The following is a 22,457-nucleotide window of genomic DNA, read 5'->3' as shown; positions in this document are numbered from 1 at the left end:
GGTAGATGTCGCAATCCACACCGAACCCAGAAGGCCCTCACCTGTTCAAGCACCCAGCACGCGTGTCACCAACGTCCCGGGACAGCACACCTAGGGGCGCGGGGCTGCATTGAATATGCGGCTCCGCCGCGTGGGCGCGACCAGCCACGACGAGACCCGCAGCCCGAAGGAGCACAGTGACCACCCTCATCGAATCCGAAGAGCACAAGTCCCTCCGCGAAGCGGTATCAACCTTCGCCAGGAACCACCCCCGCACCCTCGGCACCGACAACAAACACTTCTGGCAGGAAGCCGCCAAGCTCGGCTACATCGGCGTCAACCTGCCGGAGGCATACGGCGGTGGCGGCGGCGGCATCACCGAACTCTCCCTGGTCCTCGAAGAGATGGGCGCCGCAGGCAACCCTCTGTTGATGATGATCGTCTCCCCGGCGATCTGCGGCACCGTCATCTCCCGCTTCGGCACCGAGGCCCAGAAACAGGACTGGCTCCCGTCCCTCGCCGACGGCACCCGCCTCATGTCCTTCGGCATCACCGAACCCGACGCCGGTTCCAACAGCCACCGCATCACCACGACAGCCCGCCGCGACGGCACCGACTGGATCCTCACCGGCCGCAAGGTCTTCATCAGCGGCGTCGACATCTCCGACGCCACCCTCATCGTCGGCCGCACCGAGGCTGTGGCAACCAAAGAGGGCCGCACCGGCAAGCTCAAGCCCTGCCTCTTCATCGTCCCCCGCGACACCCCCGGCTTCGAGCGCCGTCAGATCGACATGGAACTGAACGCCACCGAGAAGCAGTTCGAGCTGACCCTCGACGACGTACGGCTGCCCGCCGACGCCCTGGTCGGCGACGAGGACGCGGGCCTCCTCCAGCTCTTCGCCGGACTCAACCCCGAGCGCATCATGACGGCGGCGTTCGGGATCGGCATGGGCCGGTACGCGCTCGCCCGCGCCCTCGACTACGCCCGCGAACGCACCGTCTGGAAGACCCCCATCGGCGCCCATCAGGCCATCGCCCACCCCCTCGCCCAGGCGCACATCGACCTCGAACTGGCCCGCCTGATGACGCAGAAGGCGGCGCACCTCTACGACGCCGGTGACGACATGGGCGCCGGCGAGGCCGCCAACATGGCCAAGTACGCGGCCGGGGAGGCCTGTGTGAAGGCCGTCGACCAGGCCGTGCACACCCTCGGCGGCAACGGCCTCACGCGCGAGTTCGGGCTCGCCTCGCTGATAACGGCGTCGCGCGTGGCTCGTATCGCACCGGTGAGCCGGGAGATGATCCTCAACTACGTCTCCCACCAGGCCCTGGGCCTGCCCAAGTCGTACTAGGGGGTGTCGTTTGGATCAGGTCGGCTCCAAGTGACGGCGCCTTGCAGCGGGGCCGAGCGGGGTCTGGTGCGTGCAGCTGCAAGGCGGAGGAGGGCGACAGGGCGGAGCCCTGGCAACCGACGACAACGCCGCAGATGCGCGTGCCAGGCCCCGCGACCCCGGCAAGATCCAAACGACACCCCCTAGCCCACCCTGCCGTGTTGGAGGAACCGTGTTCCGCAGCGAGTACGCAGACGTCCCGCCCGTCGACCTGCCCATCCACGACGCCGTGCTGGGCCGGGCCGCCGCCTACGGCGACACCCCGGCGCTGATCGACGGCACCGACGGCACCACTCTCACGTACGAGCAGGTGGACCGGTTCCACCGGCGCGTCGCCGCCGCCCTCGCCGAGACCGGCGTACGCAAGGGCGACGTCCTCGCCCTGCACAGCCCCAACACCGTCGCCTTCCCGCTGGCCTTCTACGCCGCCACGCGCGCGGGTGCCTCGGTCACCACCGTGCACCCGCTCGCCACGGCGGAGGAGTTCGCCAAGCAGCTCGGCGACTCGCGGGCCCGCTGGATCGTCACCGTCTCACCCCTGCTGGACACCGCCCGCCGGGCCGCCGAACTCGCGGGCGGCGTCCAGGAGATCCTCGTCTGCGACAGCGCGCCCGGCCACCGCTCGCTCATCGACATGCTGGCCTCCGCCGCGCCCGAACCGTCCGTCGCCGTCGACCCCGCCGAGGACGTCGCCGTCCTGCCGTACTCCTCGGGCACCACCGGCACCCCCAAGGGCGTGATGCTCACCCACCGGCAGGTCGCCACCAACCTCGCCCAGCTCGAACCGGCGATGCCGGCCGCACCGGGCGACCGCGTCCTGGCGGTGTTGCCCTTCTTTCACATCTACGGCTTGACCGCCCTCATGAACGCCCCGCTGAGGCTCGGCGCCACCGTCGTCGTCCTGCCCCGCTTCGACCTGGAGCAGTTCCTCGCCGCCATCCAGAACCACCGCATCACCAGCCTGTACGTCGCCCCGCCGATCGTCCTCGCCCTCGCCAAGCACCCCCTGGTCGCCGACTACGACCTCTCGTCCCTGAAGTACATCGTCAGCGCCGCCGCCCCCCTGGACGCGAAGCTCGCCGCCGCCTGCTCCCAGCGGCTCGGCCTGCCGCCCGTCGGCCAGGCGTACGGCATGACGGAACTGTCCCCGGGCACCCACGTCGTCCCCCTGGACGCCATGAGCGCCGCACCGCCCGGCACCGTCGGCAAGCTCATCGCCGGCACCGAGATGCGCGTCGTCTCCCTCGACGACCCCGACAAGGACCTCCCCGCCGGCGAGTCCGGCGAGATCCTCATCCGCGGACCCCAAGTCATGAAGGGCTACCTGGGCCGCCCCGACGCCACCGCCGCCATGATCGACGGTGGGGGCACCTCCCGCTCGAGCGAAGCCGAGAGTGGGGGAGGCTGGCTGCACACCGGGGACGTCGGGCACGTCGACACCGACGGCTGGCTGTTCGTCGTGGACCGCGTCAAGGAGCTGATCAAGTACAAGGGCTTCCAGGTGGCCCCCGCCGAACTGGAGGCCCTCCTGCTCACCCACCCCGGCATCGCCGACGCGGCCGTCATCGGCGCCTACAACGACGACGGCAACGAAGTGCCCCACGCGTACGTGGTGCGCCAGCCGGCCGCGGCCGCCCTCTCGGAGGGCGAGATCATGATGTACGTCGCCGAACGCGTCGCCCCCTACAAACGCGTCCGCCGGGTCACCTTCATCGACGGCGTGCCCAGGGCGGCCAGCGGCAAGATCCTCCGCCGGGAACTGCGGGACCGTTCATGAGCCTCGTCGGCCGCACACGCGCGCGGGGCGTCGAGACCCTCACCCTCGACTCCCCGCACAACCGCAACGCCCTCTCGGCGGCCCTCGTCGGCGACCTCGCCACCGCCCTCACCGAAGCCGGCGAGGACACCGGCGTCCGCGCCGTCGTCCTCACCCACACCGGCAACACCTTCAGCGCCGGCGCCGACCTGCGCGACCCGCCCGACCCGGACGCCCTGGTCGGCCTGCTCCGGCAGATCGTCGAGCTGCCCAAACCGGTCGTCGCCCGCGTCACCGGGCACGTCCGCGCGGGCGGCCTCGGTCTGCTCGCCGCCTGCGACATCGCGGGCGCGTCCACCACGTCGACGTTCGCCTTCACCGAGGTCCGCATCGGCGTCGCCCCCGCCGTCATCTCCCTCCCGCTGCTGCCCCGCACCGACCCCCGCGCCCTCGCCCGCCACTACCTCACCGGCGAGCGCTTCGACGCCGCCGAGGCCGCCCGCATCGGCCTGGTCACGGCGGCGGGCGACGACGTGGACGCCGTACTGGAACCCGTACTGGACGGTGTGCGTCGCGCCTCACCACAGGCTCTGGCCGAGACGAAACGGCTGCTCACGACTAGGGTGCTGGAGGCCTTCGACCGGGACGCGGCAGAACTGACGGCGCTCTCGGCCCGGCTGTTCGCCTCCCCGCAGGCCCGCGAGGGGATGACGGCCTTCCTCGAACGACGGGATCCGGAATGGGTGGTGTGAGCGGCGCCGTGAACACGGCCGACCGCGCGGAGCGCGTTCCCAAGCAGGACCGCAGCCGGGCCACCCGGCAACGGCTCCTCGAAGCCGCCGTGGCCTGCCTCGCCGAACGCGGCTGGGCGGGCTCCACGGTCTCCGTCGTCGCCGAACACGCCGGCGTCTCCCGCGGCGCCGCCCAGCACCACTTCCCGACCCGCGAGGACCTCTTCACGGCGGCCGTGGAGTACGTGGCCGAGGAACGCTCCGTCGCGCTGCGCGCCCTGTTCCCCGAGGGCGCGACGGCGGCGGACCGCCGCGCGGTGGTCGCCGCCCTGGTCGACCTCTACACGGGCCCGCTGTTCCGCGCCGCCCTCCACCTGTGGGTGGCCGCCTCCAACGAGGAGCAGCTGGGCGGCCGGGTGACCGAGCTGGAGGCCCGCGTCGGCCGCGAGACGCACCGCATAGCGGTCGACCTCCTCGGCGCCGACGAGACCCGCCCAGGCGCCCGCGAAACCGTCCAGGGCCTCCTCGACATGGCCCGCGGCCTGGGCCTCGCCAACCTCCTCACCGACGACGCGGCCCGCCGGGAACGCGTGGTCGAGCAGTGGGCCCGGCTGCTGGACGGGGCGCTGGACTGAGCGACGCCGGTCGGAGTCGCCGGTCGGGCCGCTCACGGACCGAGCCGCTCCACCCGCCAGCCCCCGCCCGCCTCCGCCACGTACCGCAGCCGGTCGTGCAGCCGGTTCTCCCGCCCCTGCCAGAACTCCACCGCGTGCGGCACCACCCGGAACCCGCCCCAGTGCGGCGGCACCGGCACCTGCTCACCCTCCGGATAGCGCGCCGCCAGCTCGGCGTACGCGGAGTCCAGGGCGTCCCGGCCCGCCACCACCGCCGACTGGACGCTGGCCCAGGCACCCAGCTGGGAGCCGTGCGGCCGGGTCCGGAAGTACGCGGCGGTCTCGTCCCGCCCGGTACGCCGCGCGACCCCCGACACGATCACCTGCCGGGCCATCGGATGCCAGGGGAACAGCAGCGAGACGTACGGGTTCTCGCCCAGCTCACGCGCCTTGCGGGAGTCGTAGTTCGTGTAGAAGACGAACCCCTGCTCGTCGAAGTGCTTCAGCAGCACCGTGCGGGAGCCGGGCCGGCCCTCCGCGTCCGCCGTGGAGACGACCATGGCGTTCGGCTCGAACAGCCCGCCCTCCGTCGCGGCCTGCTTGAACCAGCGCGCGAACTGCTCGACGGGAGTCGCCGCCAGCTCGGTTTCCGAGAGCCCCTCGGCCCGGTACTGCTTGCGCATCGAGGCGAGATCGAAGGGAACGGCGGAGTCGGCTTCGCGATCGGTCACACCGGCCATCCTGCCGTATCCGGGCCGCCGTGCCCGTGTCTTATGTCACCCAGTGGCACTGAGTGCCGCAACCCCTCCCCAAGCGTGGCACTCGGGGATATCGTGCTTGCTCCCGCTCCGGTTGGATGACCGCCGACCGTACGGGGCATCACAGGGGTGACCGCCAGGACCGCGAGTCGTCGAAACGACCGTGGATCCGACGGACCCGCCGGATCCCATGGACCGGTGGGCCCATGGGGACGACCGCACCGCCCCCGCACAGGTCGCCACACATCACGATCACGAGGAGCCGCCTGATGTCCGACTTCGTACCCGGACTAGAGGGAGTCGTCGCGTTCGAGACGGAGATCGCCGAACCCGACAAGGAGGGCGGCGCCCTCCGCTACCGCGGCGTCGACATCGAGGACCTGGTCGGGCACGTCTCCTTCGGCAACGTCTGGGGCCTGCTCGTCGACGGCGCCTTCAACCCCGGCCTGCCGCCCGCGGAGCCCTTCCCGATCCCGGTCCACTCCGGCGACATCCGCGTGGACGTCCAGTCCGCGCTCGCCATGCTCGCCCCGGTCTGGGGCCTCAAACCCCTCCTGGACATCGACGGCGAGCAGGCCCGCGCCGACCTCGCCCGCGCCGCCGTCATGGCCCTGTCCTACGTCGCCCAGTCGGCCCGCGGCCAGGGCCTGCCCATGGTCCCGCAACGGGAGATCGACAAGGCGCAGTCCGTCGTCGAACGCTTCATGATCCGCTGGCGCGGCGAGCCCGACCCCAAGCACGTCGCCGCGGTCGACGCCTACTGGACCTCCGCCGCCGAGCACGGCATGAACGCGTCCACCTTCACCGCCCGCGTCATCGCCTCCACCGGCGCGGACGTGGCGGCGGCCCTCTCCGGCGCCGTGGGAGCCATGTCCGGCCCGCTGCACGGCGGCGCCCCCTCCCGCGTCCTGCACATGATCGAGGAGATCGAGCGCACCGGCGACGCCGAGGCCTACGTCAAGAAGACCCTCGACGCCGGCGAGCGCCTCATGGGCTTCGGCCACCGCGTCTACCGCGCCGAGGACCCCCGCGCCCGCGTCCTGCGCCGCACCGCCCGTGAACTGGGCGCCCCGCGCTTCGAGGTCGCCGAGGCCCTGGAGAAGGCCGCCCTGGCGGAACTCCACGCCCGCCGCCCCGACCGCGTGCTGGCCACCAACGTCGAGTTCTGGGCCGCCATCATGCTGGACTTCGCCGAGGTCCCGGCCCACATGTTCACCTCGATGTTCACCTGCGCCCGCACGGCCGGCTGGTCGGCCCACATCCTCGAACAGAAGCGCACCGGCCGCCTGGTCCGCCCCTCCGCCCGCTACGTGGGCCCGGGCTCCCGCGACCCGCGCGACATCGAGGGCTACGCCGACATCGCGGACTGACGAGTCCGGTAACACCTGGCGGGTCCTGTAGAACGCAGACGACCCGCGAGTCTGGTTCCTCCGTGGAGGAGCCGGCCGGACGTACCGGCGACTCGCGGGTCGGGTGACTGCTTGGGATTGGGCCGGCTGCACGCGTCTTTCACGCGCTGGTCCGGCACCGCACTCGCTGTGGTGACGGGCCGCTAGCCCGCAGCCACCTCACGCGTCCGGTTGTCATACATCTGCCGAACCACCTCCCTTCTTGTGTACTGCACACCCTAGGAACCGGTCGGCCGCCGTTCAATCGATTTTTCGAGTCGATTCCCCGCCGCCCTCCCATGGACGCGTCTTCGCTGGTCACCTACGGTTTCGCCCATGACGAACCGACAGGGGGACCGAGCGGCGAGTGGGTCGATCTGCGGCTCGCCCCGCACCCCTCATGACGGGGGCGTATGCCGAGTTTCCGCAGTACAACGATTTCTGCAATCTTGCGGGAACTCGGTGTGTGCTGCATCACGTTCGAGTTGAATGAAGGCCAGTGAGCGAACCGACGTACCGTACGGCGGACGCAGCCTGCAGGGGGTCCAGGGTGAGTGCTTCCCGGCGTAGTGGGACCACCGACGAGCTGGGGCCGGACGAGCCGGAACAGCCCGAGCGGGACGGCGCGGACCTGTTGGCCGCGCTCCTCGACGGGATGGACGCCGCCCTGTGCGCCTTCGACGCGCACGGCATCGTCACCCACTGGAACCGCGAGGCGGAGCGGATCCTGGGCTGGACCGCGGCCGAGGCCGTGGGGCGGCAGGGCTTCGCCGGGTGGGCGGTGCGCCGGGCGGACGCCGGGGAGGTCGAGGAGCGGCTGCTGTCCGCGATGCGGGCCCCGGGGCGTCAGGTGCACGAGTTCGCGCTGCTGACCAAGGACGGCGGGCGGGTGCTGGTGCGCACCCAGTCCGCGGCCGTACGCGGTCCCGACGGCAGGCCCGCGGGGGTGTACTGCGCGTTCAGCGAGGTGCACGCGCAGATCGACCTGGAGCGGTCCATCGCGCTGAGCGAGGCCCTGCTGGAGGACGCGAGCTGGGGCGTCGTGCTGGTGGACGTGGACCTGCGCCCCGCCGTCGTGAACGCCCACGCGGCGCGTGCGCTGGGCGCCGGGCGCACGTCCGTACTGGGCCGGCCGCTCGGTGATCTGCTCGCCCAGGGCGTGGAGGAGCTGGAGAACGCGCTGACGCATGTGCTGGCGGAGGGTGCGCCGCCCGCGCCCGCCGAGGTCTGGGTGAGCGTGCGCACCCCGGAGGGTGAGCGGCGCCGGTGCTGGCGCAGCGGGTTCGTGCGGCTGGCGTCTCCGCTGGCGGAGGAGCCGGTGCCGCTGGGCGTCGGCTGGCTGTTCGAGGACATCACCGAGGGCAAGCAGGCCGAGCAGGAGGCGGCCCTGCTGCGCTTCCGCGGCAACCAGTTGCACCGCGCGGCGCGTGCGGCGGCCGAGTGCGAGGACCCGGCGGAGGCGGCGGTCGTCCACCTGGACTTCGCGCTCGCCGGGTTCGCCGACCACGCCCTGATCGACCGGGTCGTGGGCGGGGCGGTGACCGACACCGACGCGTCGGAGCCGGTCCGGCTGGTCCGGGTCGCGGCCACACCGTCCGGCGCGCCCGGGCCGAGCGTGCCGACCGGGACGGCCGGGATGCCGGTGCGCTACGGCGAGGGGCACCCGGCGGTGCAGTGCGTGGAGCGGGCGGGTTCGGTGCGGGCCAGCGCCGGTGTCCGCGCGGTGCCGGCCGAGCAGGTGCGTGAGTGGGCCGCGGCCCGGCAGTGGCCGACGGACACGGTGCACGGCCTGTGCGCGGTGCTGCGCAGCCGGGGCCGGACGCTGGGCGTCGTCACGTTCCTGCGGGGCGCCGGGCGCAGCGCGTTCGAGCGGCCCGACGCGATGTACGCCGAGGACGTGGCGGTCCGCATCGCGACGGCCCTGGATCTGGCCGGCGCGCTGGAGAAGCGGTAGCGGGGCGCCCCGTGGGGTTCTGCGCGGTGCGCCCCGTAGGGCTCTTCGCGTTCCGCCCTGCGCCGGTCTGAGCGGTGCGCCCCGTGTCGGTCTGAACGGTGTGCCCTGCGCGGGTCTGCGTGGCGCGCTCCGACGCCCTGCGCGGGTCTGCAAGGCGTCCCGTGGCGGGTCCGGGCGGTGTGCCCTGCGCGGGTCTGCGTGGCGCGCTCCGACGCCCTGCGCCGGTCTGCGTGGCGTCCCGTGGCGGGTCCGGGCGGTGTGCCCTGCGCGGGTCTGCGTGGCGCGCTCCGACGCCCCGTGCCGGTCTGCGTGGCGCCCCGTGCTGGTCCGGGCGGTGTGCCCTACGCGGGTCTGCGTGGCGCGCCCCGGCGCGGCGTGTCGGTCTGCGCGGCGTCCTGTGCCGGTCCGGGCGGTGTGCCCTGCGCCGGTCTGCGCGGCGTCCCGTGCCGGTCCGGGCGGCGCGCCCCGTGCCGGTCTGCGCCCCGCGCCGACCTGCGCCCCGCGCCCCGCCCCCTACCGTGCCGCCCCGTAGTCGCTCAGCGGCGGTAGAAGATCCGGTCGCGGTACTGCTCCAGCACGCGTCCGTTCCATTCGTGGCCGCCGTCCACGTTGCCCGAGCGCAGCAGCGGGGGCTCGATGCCGCGGTCGGCGAGGGTGGCGGCGGCCGTGGCCATCACGGCCTGGAGGAGGGCGCTGGTGACGACCGTGGAGGCGGGTGCGAAGGGTGCCGGGACGGTGTCGAGGGTGAGTTCCGCGTCGCCGACGGCGATCTTGGAGTCCAGCACGATGTCGCAGTGGTCCTTGAGGAAGGTCCCGGAGGTGTGCCGTGACTTGGTCCGGGAGGCGTACGCCACCGAGGTCACCCCGATGACCCGCACGCCGAGCGCGCGGGCGTTCAGGGCCATCTCCACGGGCAGGGCGTTGCGCCCGGAGAGGGAGATGATCACCAGGGTGTCGCCCTCGCGGAGCGGCGAGGAGTCCAGTACGGCGCTCGCGAGGCCGTCGACGCGTTCCAGCGCGGAGCCGAGCGTCGCCGGCATCACGTCGACGCCGACCACGCCGGGCACGGCGAGCAGGTTCATCAGGGCGAGTCCGCCGGCGCGGTAGACGACGTCCTGGGCGGCGAGGGAGGAGTGACCGGCGCCGAAGGCGAAGAGCCGGCCGCCGTTCTGCACGGTGTCGGCGAGCAGCGTGCCGGCCGCCTCGACGGTGTCGGCCTCCTCGTCGCGGACGCGGCGCAGGAGGTCGATCGCGGCGTCGATGAACTGGCCGGCCGGCTTGCGGTCGCTCATGCGGGACCCCTTCGGTGTGGCTGCGTCGCGGATCACCGTGCGGTCTGGACCAGTGCGGTGTCAATACGGCGTCAATGCGGCAGGGTGGACCGTGCGGGCCCGGCTTTCCGCGGCGATGCACGGTTGTCAGTGGTATGCGTCAGAATTGAAGCCAGGGCCAGCGCACGCGCCGGTGGGCCGTAGCCTCCGGCAATCTCATCAAGGGGCACGAATGTCCGGACTGATCGACACCACGGAGATGTATCTCCGCACCATCCTCGAGCTGGAAGAGGAAGGTGTGGTCCCGATGCGCGCCCGGATCGCCGAGCGGCTCGACCAGAGCGGCCCGACGGTCAGCCAGACGGTGGCGCGGATGGAGCGCGACGGTCTGGTGTCCGTGGCGGCCGACCGGCATCTGGAGCTGACCGACGAGGGCCGTCGGCTGGCCACCCGCGTGATGCGCAAGCACCGGCTCGCGGAGTGCCTGCTCGTCGACGTGATCGGCCTGGAGTGGGAGCAGGTGCACGCCGAGGCCTGCCGCTGGGAGCACGTGATGAGCGAGGCCGTCGAGCGCCGCGTGCTGGAGCTGCTGCGGCACCCGACCGAGTCGCCGTACGGCAACCCGATCCCGGGCCTGGAGGAGCTGGGCGAGACGGACAGCGCGGACCCGTTCCTGGACGAGGGCATGGTGTCGCTCGCCGACCTGGACCCGGGGCCGGAGGGCAAGACGGTCGTGGTGCGCCGTATCGGCGAGCCGATCCAGACGGATGCGCAGCTGATGTACACGCTGCGCCGGGCGGGTGTGCAGCCCGGTTCGGTGGTGAGCGTGACGGAGTCGGCGGGCGGTGTGCTGGTGGGCAGCGGCGGCGAGGCGGCCGAGCTGGAGGCGGACGTCGCCTCCCACGTGTTCGTCGCCAAGCGCTGAGTGGTCGTTGGGACGTCAACTTCCCGCCGTACGAGGGGAATTTGCGTCACCGAGCCGATCCCGTCGTTTCCTGGATTCAGTGCGCCGAATCGCAGCGCCCGGACGCTTCGCGTGCAAGGCTGTGGCGTGAGGCATATGACGTGCGGGGCGCTCGGCCGTGGCCTGACAGCGATGTCGCCCGGCCGGAGAAGGGCCGGCCGGAGCGGGGCCGGTCGGAGAGGGGTGGGCGTGCCGGAGAGCTGGAGAGGGCCCCGGCGCCGTGTGGCGCCGGGGCCTGTCCTCCCCTGTACTGACCCGGAGCCCCGAGCTCCCAGGGTCAATCCCCTCGGACCGTTTTCCCCGAGCGGTCCGCCTCCCGTTGAAGATCTCCCCTCGGCGACGGCGATCAATCCCTGAGAGGTGTCACTCGAATGAGGGGTGTTGCTCGGCAAGACGGCGCTCTCGAATAGGCATTCGATACTCTGCGGGCGTCGATCGGTCGCGGACACCACGACAGGTCACGACAGGTACGGCAAGGCACGACAGGCAGGACACGGTTCACGGTTCACAGGAACGACCGGCCCGGGAGGGGCGGGCGGTCCGAGCGGAGCTTGGGGGTGCCAGGACCTATGGCGCGGCGCATCGACGTGACCGGCGCGGGCGGCGTACGCCTCGCGGCCTGGGAGTTCGGCGACCCTCCCAAGACCGACCGGACGCACGACACGGCACCGGCGGACACGGCACCGGGGGACACGGCGTCGGGGGGCCCGGCATCGGGGGACCTCGCCCCGGCGGACACGGCCCGGGCGAACCCCGCGTACGGGGCCGGCGACCTGCCGGGCGTGCTCTTACTGCACGGCCTGATGGGCCGCGCCTCGCACTGGGCCCCCACCGCCCGCTGGCTCTCCGGCCGTCACCGGGCCGTCGCCCTCGACCAGCGCGGCCACGGCCGCAGCGACAAGCCCCCGCGGGCGTCGTACACCCGCGAGGCCTACGTCGAGGACCTGGAGGCCACCCTTGAGCAGCTCGGCCTCGGCCCGGCCGTCCTGATCGGCCACGCCATGGGCGCGCTGACCGCCTGGCAGCTCGCCGCCAAACGCCCCGACCTGGTCCGTGGTCTGATCATCTGCGACATGCGGGCCTCCGCGCTCGGCGCCGCCTCGCAGCACACCTGGACCGAGTGGTTCCGCGCCTGGCCGGTCCCCTTCGCCACGCTCGCCGACGTACGCAAGTGGTTCGGCGAGGACGACCCGTGGGTGGAGCGGCCGAACCCGGCCCGGGGCGCGTTCTACGCCGAGGTGATGGCCGAGTCCCCGGACGGCTGGCGGCCCGTCTTCGAGCCGGAGCAGATGCTCAGGTCCCGCGAGACCTGGGTCTACGACGCCCACTGGGAGGAGCTGGCCCAGGTGCGCTGCCCGACCCTGGTCGTCCGCGGCCTCGACGGCGAGCTGGGCCGGGCCGAGGCGCAGGAGATGGTCCGCGTGCTGCCCCGTGGCCAGTACGCGGAGGTCGCCGACGCGGGCCACCTCGTCCACTACGACCAGCCGGAGGCGTGGCGGGCGGCCATCGAGCCCTTCCTGGACTCCCTCCGGGAGAGCTGACCGCACCCGGGGCGGGCCGTCACCCCTTGCTGACCGCACCCGGGGCGGGCCGTCACCCCTTGCTGACCGCCGTGAGGATCTCCGGCAGCCGCCTCGCCGTGCGCGGCGCCGCCAGCCGCAGACCGAGCAGCGTCAGCGCGGCGCCGTAGACCGTGCCCACCGGCAGCAGCAGCCAGCCCCCGTCGCCGCCCTCGCGCACGTTCAGCCAGATCGTCAGCGCGATCACGGGAGCGCACAGCAGGGCCGCTCCGACCATGCCGCCGAAGATCGAGATCCAGGCCAGTCCGACCTGTCCGGGGGCGACGTTCTTGTAGCCCTCCTGCGGGATGGAGTACGGGAAGCGCGCCGAGGTCCACGCGCCGGTCGCCAGCATCGCGCCGAGCAGCGCGAAGGACAGGCCGAGCGCCTCGGGCAGCGTCCGCCAGTCGTCGAGCATCGCCGTGGTCAGGACGGTGACGAGGGTCGCGTACGGCAGGGTGATCAGCAGCAGGGCCAGCGCGCGGGCGCGCAGCTCGACGTACGCGTCCCGGGTCGACGAGATCGTCATCGCGACCATCCAGAACGCGGACGTGTCCTGCCCGAACTGGTTGTACATCTGGATGCCGAGCATCCCGGCGGCGAAGCAGGCGAAGTAGACCGAGCCGGTGCCCTGCCAGGCGTTGAACACCGGCACGATCAGGCCGATGGCCAGCGAGGTCACCCAGGCCGCCTTGGTCTTGGGGTCGCGCCACACGTAACGCAGGGCGCGCTCCATGGTGGTGCCGGTGCGGCCCGCGGGAAGCAGCCGGGCGAGTCCGGCCGAGCCGCGCTCGCGCACCGGCCGGGTGTCGCTCTGCAGGGTGGAACCGTCGGGCGTGGTCATCAGCCGCGTCAGGTGGCGCTCCCACACCCACAGCAGCAGCACGAGGGCCGCCGCGGTCAGCGCCAGTTGGGCGAGCGCGACGCCGTACGACCCGTCGCTCGCCGCGTCCATCGCGCCGATCGCCGACGCGGGCGGTACCCAGCGCAGCACGCCGGCCACCGGGTCGAGCTGCTCCAGTCCCGACGAGCCGAGCCGCTGCGCGCCGAAGTTGACGAGCTGCGCCCCGATCGCGACGACCAGACCGCTCAGCACCGCGAGGTCGCGTCCCTTGCGGCTGGTCAGCAGCCGCACGTTGGCGGCGGCGACGGCCCGGGCGAGGGTCACGCACACCAGCAGTGCGAGGACGGCGCCGACGACCCCGACGGCGTACGCCGCCCCGCCGTGCGCGACCGCGACCACGGAACCGGCGAACACGCACAGCGTGAACAGCGGCCCGATGCCCACCAGCGACGCCGTCAGCAGGGCCCGGACCAGCGGGCGGGGCCGCAGCGGCAGCATCACCAGCCGGGTCGGGTCGAGCGTCTCGTCGCCGCCGGGGAAGAACAGCGGCATCACCGCCCAGCCGAGGCCCAGCACCGCCGCCAGCAGGACGACCAGCGAGTCCACGTGCGCGTATCCGCGCAGCGCGATCAGGCCGATCAGCTGGAGCGCGGCGAAGAGCAGCACGACGACGGCCGAGGCGATGTAGGCGGCCCGCCGGCCACCGGACTGCCGCAGCCCGTTGCGCAGCAGGGACAGTTTCAGCCGTACGAAGACGGGTGTGACGGACGCGGCGGAGGCGGCGGACGCGCCTGGCGTGCCCGGCGTGCCCGGTGTGCCGGCGGCGAAGGGGGTGGTTTCCGCACTCATCGGGACCCGCCGCCCAGCCAGTCCAGGTCGGACCCGGCGTCCCGGCCCCCGGCGCCGACGAGTTCGAGGAACGCCTGCTGCAGGGAGGCCGCCTCGCCGCGCACCTCGGCGAGTGTGCCGGTGGCGCGGATGCGGCCGGCGGCCATGACGGCCACCCAGTCGCACAGCGACTCCACCAGCTCCATGACGTGGGAGGAGAAGACGACGGTGGCTCCGGAGGCGGTGTAGCGCTCGAGGACGCCCCGGATGGTCTGGGCGGAGACCGGGTCGACGCCCTCGAACGGCTCGTCCAGGAAGAGCACTTCGGGGTTGTGCAGCAGCGCGGCCGCGAGTCCGATCTTCTTCCGCATGCCGGTCGAGTAGTCGACGACCAGCTTGTGCTGGGCTCCGGACAGGTCGAGCACGTCGAGCAGCTGTGTGGCCCGCTTGTCCACCTCGGACCCGGGCAGTCCGCGCAACCGCCCCGTGTAGGCGAGCAGTTCTCGCCCGGACAGCCGCTCGAACAGCCGCAGCCCCTCGGGCAGCACCCCGATCCGGGCCTTCACCTCCACCGGATCACGCCAGACGTCGTGCCCGACGACCTCGACCGATCCCTGATCCGGCCGCAGCAGCCCGGTCACCATGGAGAGGGTGGTGGTCTTCCCGGCCCCGTTCGGTCCGACGAGCCCGATGAACTTGCCCGCGGGCAACTCCAGATCGATCCCGCCCACGGCGACCTGCTGCCCGAACCGCTTCCAGAGCCCTTGTACGCGTACGGCGCTCGCGCTCACCACGTCTCCCTCCGTCGGCTTCGCACCCTACGGGGAAGCGCCAGGAAGGGGCGCGGGGCTGTGCCGATCCGCGGCTTCGCAGGCGTCCCCTAGCGATCCCTGCCGCACGCGTACGCCAACGGCGAGATCAACTCCTCCACATCCGGCAGCCACCGGTTCGCCGGCGTCGGCCGGCAGGCCCACTGCACGGCCCCCCGCGTCCCGTACCGCGTGGGCGGCGCGGCCACGTACGTCCCTTCCCCCAGTGCAGTCAGGTCGAGGGACAACGGCGACCATCCCAACCGCCGCACGAGGTCCGGTACCTTCACCGCGGCCCCCGGGAGAACGAAGAACCGCATCCGCCGGTCCGGTGTCAGCGTCACAGGACCGAGCGTCAGCTCCATCCGCTCCATCCGGGCCAGGGCCAGGAACCCCGCGGTCTCGGGGACGTCGATCGCGTCGAAGGTGCGCCCGGTGGGCAGCAGGATCGACGCCGTCGGCTGCTTCTGCCACATCCGGCGGGCCACGGTCGCGCTGCCCGTCGCCTGCGTCGCCCAGTCCTCGCGCGCCGGGTGCGCGCCCGGGGCGGCGCACGCGGGGTCCTCGCAGGAGCAGTGCTGCACCCCGTCGGCGGCTACCAGCCAGGTGCCGGGAAACACGTCCCAGTGACGCTCCTCGGCATAGCGTACGGCGGTCTCCAGCAGCGATGTGCCGCGCTGCTGGGGGATCTGAGCGGCTTCGGTGCCGGGGATGGTCTCTTCCACGTGGAACTCAACTCCCGTGCTCAACGGGGGTTACGGGGGGTGTGCGCGCGGGGGAGGAGCATCGATTCCGCATCCGGGGCGCATGGGTGCATGTATGGGGGCGCGCGGGAGGATTCGCCGCGGGAGCTGGGTAGCCAGGTGTGGGGCCGGCTTCAGCCGCGGCCCCGGCAATCCTCGCAAGCTTCGCAAATCTCGCATTGTCGGCACATCGACGGGGCATTGATCTTCACGGCCGGATCTTTTCGTCCGCCGGGACAGCATCGAGACCGCATGAGACCGCATGGGGGTTACGCCATGGCCGCAAGGCCTCTCGTCGCGCGGCAGCCGAACGAACGACTGCAGGCGCTCATTCAGGAAGCGGGCTGCTCGAACGCGGGCCTCGCCCGCCGGGTCAACATGTGCGGGGTCGAGCACGGCCTCGACCTGCGGTACGACAAGACGTCCGTGGCCCGTTGGCTGCGTGGACAGCAACCGCGCGGCCGGGCACCGGCGATCATCGCCGAGGCGCTCGGGCGCAAGCTGGGCCGCACGGTCACGATCGACGAGATCGGCATGGCCAACGGCAAGAACCTCGCGTCGGGTGTCGGCCTCCAGTTCTCGCCGACGGTACTGGGAGCCATCGAGCAGGTCTGCGAGTTGTGGCGCAGCGACGTGGGTCGCCGGGACTTCCTGTCCGGCTCCTCCGTCGCCGCCTCCGCGCTCGTCGAGCCCAGCCGGGACTGGCTGATTTCCGCCCCCGACTCGCAGGTGTCGCGCGCGGCCGGGCCTCGGGTGGGCCAGTCCGACGTGGCGGCCGTGCGGGCGATGACGCAGGCGCTGGTGGACCTGGACCACCAGTACGGCAGCGGGCACGTGCGCCCGGTCGTCGTGCACTACCTGAACAGCGTCGTCTCCGGACTGCTCGCCGGCTCCTACCGGGAGGCGGTCGGGCGGGAGTTGTTCGCCACGGTGGCCCGACTGACCGAACTGGCCGGATACATGGCCGTCGACACCGGGCAACCGGGCCTCGCCCAGCGGTACTACATCCAGTCGCTGCGGCTGGCGCAGGCGGCCGGGGACCGCGGTTACGGCGGGTACGTCCTGGCCGCGTCCATGAGCCACCTGGCCGCGCAGCTCGGAAACCCGCGTGAGATCGCGCAGTTGGCGCGCGCGGCGCAGGAGGGGGCGCGCGGGCGGGTGACGCCGCGCGCGGAGGCGATGTTCCACGCGGCCGAGGCCCGCGGCCACGCGCTGCTGGGCGACGTACGGGCGGCCCATACGGCGGCGGGGCGGGCGGTCGGCGCGATGGAGACGGCCGATCCGGCCTCCGGGGACGACCCGGTGTGGATCGCGCACTTCGACGAGGCCTATCTCGCCGACGAGTTGGCGCACTGCCACCGGGACCTCGGGCAGGCCGACGCGGCGGCACGGTACGCGCGGCAGTCCCTGGACGGGCATCCGGAGTCGCGGGCACGCAGGCGGGCCATCGGACATGTGCTGCTCGCCACCGCGCAGGTGCAGCAGCGCGAGGTGGAACAGGCCTGCAACACCGCGACGAAGGCCGTGGAACTCCTCGAGACTTTGCGCTCGAACCGGGGCGCCGAGTACCTGGAGGACTTCCAGGCCCGACTGGAGCCGTACCGGGAGGAGGCGGTGGTAAGGGAGTTCGGGGCGCGGCTCGATCTGCAGGCCGCCGCGTGAACGAACGGGCCGCGGACGCGTGAACGTGCCGGAAACGACGGCGCGGTGAGCGGCAGGCGCCATGAACAGCGTGCCGCGGCCTGGTTTTGTTACTGCTGTCACAGGGAAGGAGTCCACGCCCCATGCGGCGTGGCAGTGGGCTCCGAGGACCCGGTAGCGTGAGCCGACGATTCCGAAGGTCCCCCATTCGTAGGAGTCCCGGTGACGCAGAGTGGACAGGGCGAGGAGCCCTCGGCGCGGCAAGCGCACGAAGGCATCGTGCTGCCCTCGGACGGCGGCGAGCCCTTGCTGCCGGGCTCGGCAGGCGGCTCCGCCGGCCCGCAGGCCGGTCGGCCCGCGCCCGCCTCGGCGCCGCCCGGCGGCCAGGCCTGGGACCGGCCGTGGGGCCCCGAGCAGCCGCAGAGCCCGGCCCAGGATCAGGGCCAGGGTCAGGGCTGGCCCACGCCGCCCGGCGCCCAGCCCTGGGGGTCCCCGGAGACCGGCCCGTCGGCCGCCCAGCCGTCCGTCCAGCCGTCCGCCTCGCATGCCTGGCCCGCGCAGAGCGGCCCGGCACAGGCACCCGGCGCCCTGCCGCCCCAGGCGGGCCCGGGTCCGCTGCCCCCGGAGGGCGCGCAGGCCCCGGCGTACGGCGGCGGACCGGCCGACGGTCAGACGTACGGAGCGCAGCCGCCGTACGGGCAGCACGGCCAGGCGCCCGCGCCTCAGCCGCACGCGCCCCAGCCGCAGGCGCCGCAGGTGTCCCAGCCGCCCGCGCCCCAGCCGCAGGCGTATCAGCCGCACGCGCCGCAGGCGTCCCAGCCGCAGGCACCGCAGGCGTATCAGCCGCAGGCACCGCAGGCGTATCAGCCGCACGCGCCGCAGGCGTCCCAGCCGCAGGCGCCGCACGCGCCCCAGCCGCACGCGCCACACGTGTCCCAGCCGCCGCACGGGCCCCAGCCGCACGCACCGCACCCGTCCCAGCCGCACGCGCCGTACCCCTCCGCGCTCCCGGCGTCCGTCGACGAGGGCGCCACGCAGTACCTGCCGCCGGTCGGGATACCCGCGGACGAGGGCGCCACACAGTACATACCCCCCGTGGCGCCGGGGGCGCTGCCTCCGGAGAGACCCGCCCAGACGCACGCCGAGTCGACGCAGTTCCTCGGCCGGGCACCGCAGTACCCCTCGCAGCCCGCGGCCGGCTACCAGCCCGCCCCCGCCGCGCCCGCGCCCGCCCCCCACCCCGACGCCGAGGCCACGCAGTTCATCGCGCCCGTACCCGGCGGCCCCGCCCCGGCCCCGTACGGTGCCGCGCCCGGCGGTGACGAGGGGCGGCAGCCGCCCGCCGAGTTCGACAACCTCTTCCGCAGCGCGCCGGGCGCCGACGGCCCGGCCTCGGCCACCCAGCAGCTGCCCGCCTTCGACGAGCCGCAGCGTCCGCGCCCCGGCGACCAGTCCATGTACGCCCCGCAGGGCCCGGGCGGCGGCGGTGGCGCCGGTGGCGGCGGCAGGCGGCGCGGGCAGGACGGCGGGGGCGGCCGGGGAGGCCGCGGCGGGCGGACCGGTTCGCGCCTGCCGCTCCTCGCGGCCGTGGGCGTCGGTATAGCCGTCGTCGGTGTCGGCGCCGGCGCCATGATGGCCGGCGGCGGTGGCGAGGAGGACGAGGGCGGCAACCAGACCGTGTCCGCCACGGCCCCGGTCTCCGAGTCCGCGTCGGCCTCCGCCTCGCCGTCCGTGGACCCGGTCCGGCAGCAGGCCGTCGAGCTGGACAAGCTGCTGGCCGAGAGCGGCACCGGCCGGACCACGGTGATCAACGCCGTCGGGGACGTGAAGTCCTGCGACAACCTGCCGAAGGCGGCCAAGGACCTGCGCGACGCCGCCAAGCAGCGCACCGGGCTGGTCACCAGCCTCTCCCAGCTGTCCGTGGACAAGCTGCCGCGGCACACCGAGCTGACCACCGCCCTCACCAAGGCGTGGCAGGCCTCGGCGTCGGCCGACAACCACTACGCGGCCTGGGCCGACCAGACGGCCGGCAAGAAGGGCTGCAAGAAGGGCAAGGCCCGCACCACCAGCCACACCCAGGCCGGCAACCGGGCGAGCGGCACGGCGAGCAAGGAGAAGGCCGAGGCAGCCAAGCTCTGGAACACCATCGCCAAGAAGTACGGTCTGACGGAACGCCAGCCGACCCAGCTGTGACCCGCCGGGCGGGTGGCCCCCGCCCGGCCCGCCCGGCCGCCCGTGGCGCCGGCTCGTTCAGGCCACGTCGGCGTTCTGCAAGGTGCGGGTGGTGTCCACGGCGCCCTCACGGGCCGACACCAGGCGGCCCTGCCGTACGACCTGGAGGGTGACCTCGGCGTTGACCAGGCGCGGGAAGCCGACCGACGCCAGCTTGTCCTGGAACTTCCACCGGAGGGGCGGGGTGAGCCCGCCCGTGTCGATCCTCAGCCCGTCGTCGAGGGAGCGGGTCAGGGTGTCGGCGCTGACCTCGCCGTCGCCGAGGGACTCGACGGCCGCCTTGAAGACGGTGTACGCGATCCAGGTGGTCTGCACCCCGGCGTCCGCCGCGTCGACGTCGTTGTCCCCGAACGACTCTGCCTTGATCACCTTCTTCATCGCGTCCCAGGCCGGGTCGTTCACCGCCGGGTACCAGCCGGTGACGTACGCGCCCTCGTAGGGCCCGGACGCCCCGCCGCTCGCGTTGATCGTGGTCTGGTCGACGCTGCCGAGCACGCTCGCGGTACCCACCTCGGGGTAGTCCTCGCGGGCGCGCCGGAAGGAGTCCATGAAGGTACCGGTGCGGTCCCCCAGGACGGGCACCACGCACCCCGGTTCGGCCGGGTCCGTGGTCGTGCTCTCCAGCGCCTGCTCGGACTGTCCGTCGTACTCGGTGGCGTCCTCCGCCGCCCGCTGGTCCTCGGCGCGCTCGTGCCCGCCCGCGGTTAGTCCCGAGTCGAGCAGCGCGGGCAGCTGGTCGCCCGCGATGGTGTCCGGCCGGACGAGGGTGACGGGCCCGCACGAGTCGGCGAGCGTGCTGCCGAGGCCCGCCAGCAGCGCCGGCTGGCCGCCGTTGACCGGGTAGGACAGCGGGCTGGTGAACTCCGTGTTGGTGATGCCGTAGCCGCCGATGTACGGGATGCCGGCGCCCTCCAGCACGGGGAAGAAGGAGTCGGCGTGCTGGCTGTAGGAGCCGACGACGGCGACCGCGTTCTCCTTGACGGCGCGCCGGGCGCACTTCGCGGCGGCGATGCCGTCGTTGTGGTCGTTGCAGGTCAGGACGTTGAGTTCGCGGCCGCCGAGGCCGCCCCGGTCGTTGATCCAGCGGGCGTAGGCCTGCGCGAAGGCGGGCATGCCCGGTTTGTTGGTCGCGCCCGTGTCCTGCGGGGCCCAGGTCATGACGGTGATCGGATCGTCCCCGGAGCCCCCCGTGGCACCGGGGACGATCCCGCAGCCGGCGGCGAACGACGCACACGCCACCAGGGCGCCCGCGGACAGAGCGCCGGTGCGGGTGGCCCGGGAGCGGCCGCGCGGGCCGCGGAGGAAGGTGCTGCGGGTGGGTCGCCTGCCGGTCATGTACCCGCACGATTCCGTCACACGGCTAACCTGTAAGTGACCTGCGGTCAACGCGTGGTGACGCGGAGGTGAATTGCGGGGGTCGGTGAGGCACGGGTGGAGGGGAACGTACGATCGATGACCGTGCAAGGTTCGGAGAACTCTTCCCGTCGCGGCCGTCGCTCCTCCACCATGGGCGGCATGCCACTCAACGACATGCCGTGGTGGCGTTGGCGCAGCCAGGTGCGCTCAGCGCTGCACATGCTCTCCGCCCCCGCCTTCCAGCGGGACGTCTGGCTGGCCGGTGTGGACGGCTACGGCGACGTCACCGACGCGGTGTACCGGCTGGTGGAGGACACCTGGCTGGATCACTGGTCCGCCGAGAAGTACGTCGGCACGGTCTTCCGCGACTCGCAGGAGGCGGCGCTCGTCGACACCGCCGTGCTGCGCGTACTGCGGATCATGCACCAGGTGGGGCCGGACGCGCCCGTGCACGCCTACCTCGACCACCCGGACTGGCCGGAGGCGGTGCGGGCGGCGCGCGACGCGCACGTGCGGCTGGCCGCCGGTGACGGCGAGGACCCGGAGACGGAGCCGCGCACCCTGGAGGTGCTGCAGATCCTGACCCGGTCCGCCTGACGGGACGCCCGCCGGGGGCAGGGTCCGGATATGGGACCCTGTCCTGCATGAACGAGCAGTCCTCCGCGGCCGTCCCCCGGGCCGCCGCCCCGGCCGACCAGTACGTCCTCACCCTGTCCTGCCCCGACAAGCAGGGCATCGTGCACGCCGTGTCGAGCTACCTGTTCATGACCGGCTGCAACATCGAGGACAGCCAGCAGTTCGGCGACCACGACACGGGACTGTTCTTCATGCGCGTCCACTTCTCGGCCGACGCGCCGGTGACCGTGGACAAGCTGCGCGCCAGCTTCACGGCCATCGGTGACGCCTTCCACATGGACTGGCAGATCAACCGGGCCGACGAGAAGATGCGCATCGTGCTCATGGTGAGCAGGTTCGGGCACTGCCTGAACGACCTGCTCTTCCGGGCCAGGATCGGCGCGCTGCCGGTGGAGATCGCGGCGGTGGTGTCCAACCACACCGACTTCGCCGAGCTGGTGGGGTCCTACGGCATCCCCTTCCACCACATCCCCGTGACCAAGGACACCAAGGCGGAGGCCGAGGCGCGCGTCCTGGAGATCGTGCGCGAGGAGAACGTCGAACTCGTCGTGCTGGCCCGCTACATGCAGGTCCTCTCGGACGACCTGTGCAAGCAGCTCAGCGGCCGGATCATCAACATCCACCACTCCTTCCTGCCGAGCTTCAAGGGCGCGAAGCCGTACCACCAGGCGCACGCGCGGGGCGTGAAGCTGATCGGCGCGACCGCGCACTACGTGACGGCCGACCTCGACGAGGGGCCGATCATCGAGCAGGAGGTCGAGCGGGTGGGCCACGACGTCACGCCGGACCAGCTGGTCGCGGTCGGGCGGGACGTGGAGTGCCAGGCGCTGGCGCGGGCCGTGAAGTGGCACGCGGAGCGGAGGATTCTGCTGAACGGGCGGCGGACGGTGGTGTTCGCCTAGCGGGGTGGGGGTTCTGTTTCGCGGGCGGCTGCGGGTGGTGGGTGGTTGCTCGCGCAGTTCCCCGCGCCCCTTGAGGGCGTGCAGTGGACGCCCTCAAGGGG

Annotated in this window: 18 protein-coding genes; 12 read left to right on the top strand and 6 right to left on the bottom strand. The window is 72.9% G+C overall.

The window, feature by feature from the left end; all coding sequences use genetic code 11:
* Positions 1-176: 176 nt before the first annotated feature.
* From ACFCZF_RS38870 to ACFCZF_RS38855, 4 genes are all read left to right on the top strand, one after another.
* Positions 177-1,331 carry an acyl-CoA dehydrogenase family protein gene (locus tag ACFCZF_RS38870; protein WP_376675678.1) on the top strand — a complete coding sequence of 385 codons (1,155 nt, stop codon included), beginning with the start codon at positions 177-179 and terminating at the stop codon, positions 1,329-1,331.
* A 211-nt stretch (positions 1,332-1,542) separates the two neighbouring features.
* Positions 1,543-3,147 (top strand): 4-coumarate--CoA ligase family protein, encoded by a 1,605-nt coding sequence (locus ACFCZF_RS38865; RefSeq protein ID WP_376675677.1) that lies wholly within the window; start codon positions 1,543-1,545, stop codon positions 3,145-3,147.
* Positions 3,144-3,878 (top strand): enoyl-CoA hydratase family protein, encoded by a 735-nt coding sequence (locus ACFCZF_RS38860; protein WP_376675676.1) that lies wholly within the window; start codon positions 3,144-3,146, stop codon positions 3,876-3,878. The genes ACFCZF_RS38865 and ACFCZF_RS38860 overlap by 4 nt, the downstream gene beginning before the upstream one ends.
* Positions 3,866-4,492, top strand: a complete 627-nt coding sequence (locus tag ACFCZF_RS38855) for a TetR/AcrR family transcriptional regulator (RefSeq protein WP_375918396.1) — start codon at positions 3,866-3,868, stop codon at positions 4,490-4,492. Before ACFCZF_RS38860 ends, ACFCZF_RS38855 begins: the two co-directional genes overlap by 13 nt.
* Before the next feature lie 32 nt (positions 4,493-4,524).
* On the opposite strand, the gene pdxH is transcribed toward ACFCZF_RS38855, so the two are convergent.
* On the bottom strand, positions 4,525-5,211 hold the full coding sequence (gene pdxH / locus ACFCZF_RS38850; RefSeq protein WP_376675675.1) for a pyridoxamine 5'-phosphate oxidase: 687 nt from the start codon (positions 5,209-5,211) through the stop codon (positions 4,525-4,527).
* Between the two features lie 287 nt (positions 5,212-5,498).
* Between pdxH and ACFCZF_RS38845 the strand changes: the two genes are divergently transcribed.
* Together ACFCZF_RS38845 and ACFCZF_RS38840 are read left to right on the top strand one after the other, a co-directional pair.
* On the top strand, positions 5,499-6,599 hold the full coding sequence (locus tag ACFCZF_RS38845) for a citrate synthase 2 (RefSeq protein ID WP_375918391.1): 1,101 nt from the start codon (positions 5,499-5,501) through the stop codon (positions 6,597-6,599).
* Between the two features lie 568 nt (positions 6,600-7,167).
* Entirely contained in the window at positions 7,168-8,571 is a 1,404-nt protein-coding gene (locus ACFCZF_RS38840; protein ID WP_375918385.1) for a PAS domain-containing protein, read from the top strand.
* Between the two features lie 536 nt (positions 8,572-9,107).
* Here ACFCZF_RS38840 and ACFCZF_RS38835 read toward each other — a convergent pair.
* Positions 9,108-9,863 (bottom strand): SIS domain-containing protein, encoded by a 756-nt coding sequence (locus ACFCZF_RS38835; RefSeq protein ID WP_376675674.1) that lies wholly within the window; start codon positions 9,861-9,863, stop codon positions 9,108-9,110.
* A gap of 211 nt (positions 9,864-10,074) precedes the next feature.
* On the opposite strand from ACFCZF_RS38835, the gene ACFCZF_RS38830 reads away from it, so the two are divergent.
* Complete coding sequence (locus tag ACFCZF_RS38830) at positions 10,075-10,767, top strand: metal-dependent transcriptional regulator (protein WP_375918380.1); 693 nt, start codon at positions 10,075-10,077, stop codon at positions 10,765-10,767.
* A gap of 608 nt (positions 10,768-11,375) precedes the next feature.
* On the top strand, positions 11,376-12,347 hold the full coding sequence (locus ACFCZF_RS38825; protein WP_376675673.1) for an alpha/beta fold hydrolase: 972 nt from the start codon (positions 11,376-11,378) through the stop codon (positions 12,345-12,347).
* 52 nt (positions 12,348-12,399) lie between these two features.
* Here ACFCZF_RS38825 and ACFCZF_RS38820 read toward each other — a convergent pair whose 3' ends face one another.
* The 3 genes from ACFCZF_RS38820 to ACFCZF_RS38810 all read right to left on the bottom strand — a co-directional run bounded on the left by ACFCZF_RS38820 (position 12,400) and on the right by ACFCZF_RS38810 (position 15,571).
* The gene (locus ACFCZF_RS38820; RefSeq protein ID WP_376675672.1) at positions 12,400-14,058 is read right to left on the bottom strand and encodes a transporter; all 1,659 of its coding nucleotides are present in this window, start codon (positions 14,056-14,058) and stop codon (positions 12,400-12,402) included.
* Positions 14,055-14,831 (bottom strand): ABC transporter ATP-binding protein, encoded by a 777-nt coding sequence (locus ACFCZF_RS38815; protein ID WP_376675671.1) that lies wholly within the window; start codon positions 14,829-14,831, stop codon positions 14,055-14,057. Before ACFCZF_RS38815 ends, ACFCZF_RS38820 begins: the two co-directional genes overlap by 4 nt.
* An 86-nt stretch (positions 14,832-14,917) precedes the next feature.
* Positions 14,918-15,571 (bottom strand): bifunctional DNA primase/polymerase, encoded by a 654-nt coding sequence (locus tag ACFCZF_RS38810; RefSeq protein ID WP_375918368.1) that lies wholly within the window; start codon positions 15,569-15,571, stop codon positions 14,918-14,920.
* Positions 15,572-15,865: 294 nt separating this feature from the next.
* On the opposite strand from ACFCZF_RS38810, the gene ACFCZF_RS38805 reads away from it, so the two are divergent.
* Together ACFCZF_RS38805 and ACFCZF_RS38800 are read left to right on the top strand one after the other, a co-directional pair.
* Positions 15,866-17,251, top strand: a complete 1,386-nt coding sequence (locus ACFCZF_RS38805; protein ID WP_375918366.1) for a transcriptional regulator — start codon at positions 15,866-15,868, stop codon at positions 17,249-17,251.
* A gap of 201 nt (positions 17,252-17,452) precedes the next feature.
* Positions 17,453-19,423, top strand: coding sequence for a hypothetical protein (locus ACFCZF_RS38800; protein ID WP_376675670.1), 1,971 nt, complete (start codon positions 17,453-17,455; stop codon positions 19,421-19,423).
* 57 nt (positions 19,424-19,480) lie between these two features.
* Here the strand turns inward: ACFCZF_RS38800 and ACFCZF_RS38795 are convergent, their stop codons facing one another.
* Positions 19,481-20,797 carry an ABC transporter substrate-binding protein gene (locus ACFCZF_RS38795; protein WP_376675669.1) on the bottom strand — a complete coding sequence of 439 codons (1,317 nt, stop codon included), beginning with the start codon at positions 20,795-20,797 and terminating at the stop codon, positions 19,481-19,483.
* A 117-nt stretch (positions 20,798-20,914) separates the two neighbouring features.
* Between ACFCZF_RS38795 and ACFCZF_RS38790 the strand changes: the two genes are divergently transcribed.
* Together ACFCZF_RS38790 and purU are read left to right on the top strand one after the other, a co-directional pair.
* Positions 20,915-21,415 (top strand): hypothetical protein, encoded by a 501-nt coding sequence (locus ACFCZF_RS38790; RefSeq protein ID WP_310872832.1) that lies wholly within the window; start codon positions 20,915-20,917, stop codon positions 21,413-21,415.
* Positions 21,416-21,462: 47 nt separating this feature from the next.
* A complete protein-coding gene (gene purU, locus ACFCZF_RS38785) occupies positions 21,463-22,356 on the top strand; it encodes a formyltetrahydrofolate deformylase (RefSeq protein WP_375918358.1) in 894 nt (297 codons plus the stop codon).
* The last annotated feature ends 101 nt before the right edge of the window (positions 22,357-22,457 follow it).

Source organism: Streptomyces sp. NPDC056296 (assembly GCF_042268605.1).
In the GTDB taxonomy this organism is placed as follows: Bacteria; Actinomycetota; Actinomycetes; order Streptomycetales; family Streptomycetaceae; genus Streptomyces.
Note: the sequence above shows the minus strand (reverse complement) of the source record. Positions and strands in the feature narration are given on the sequence as shown.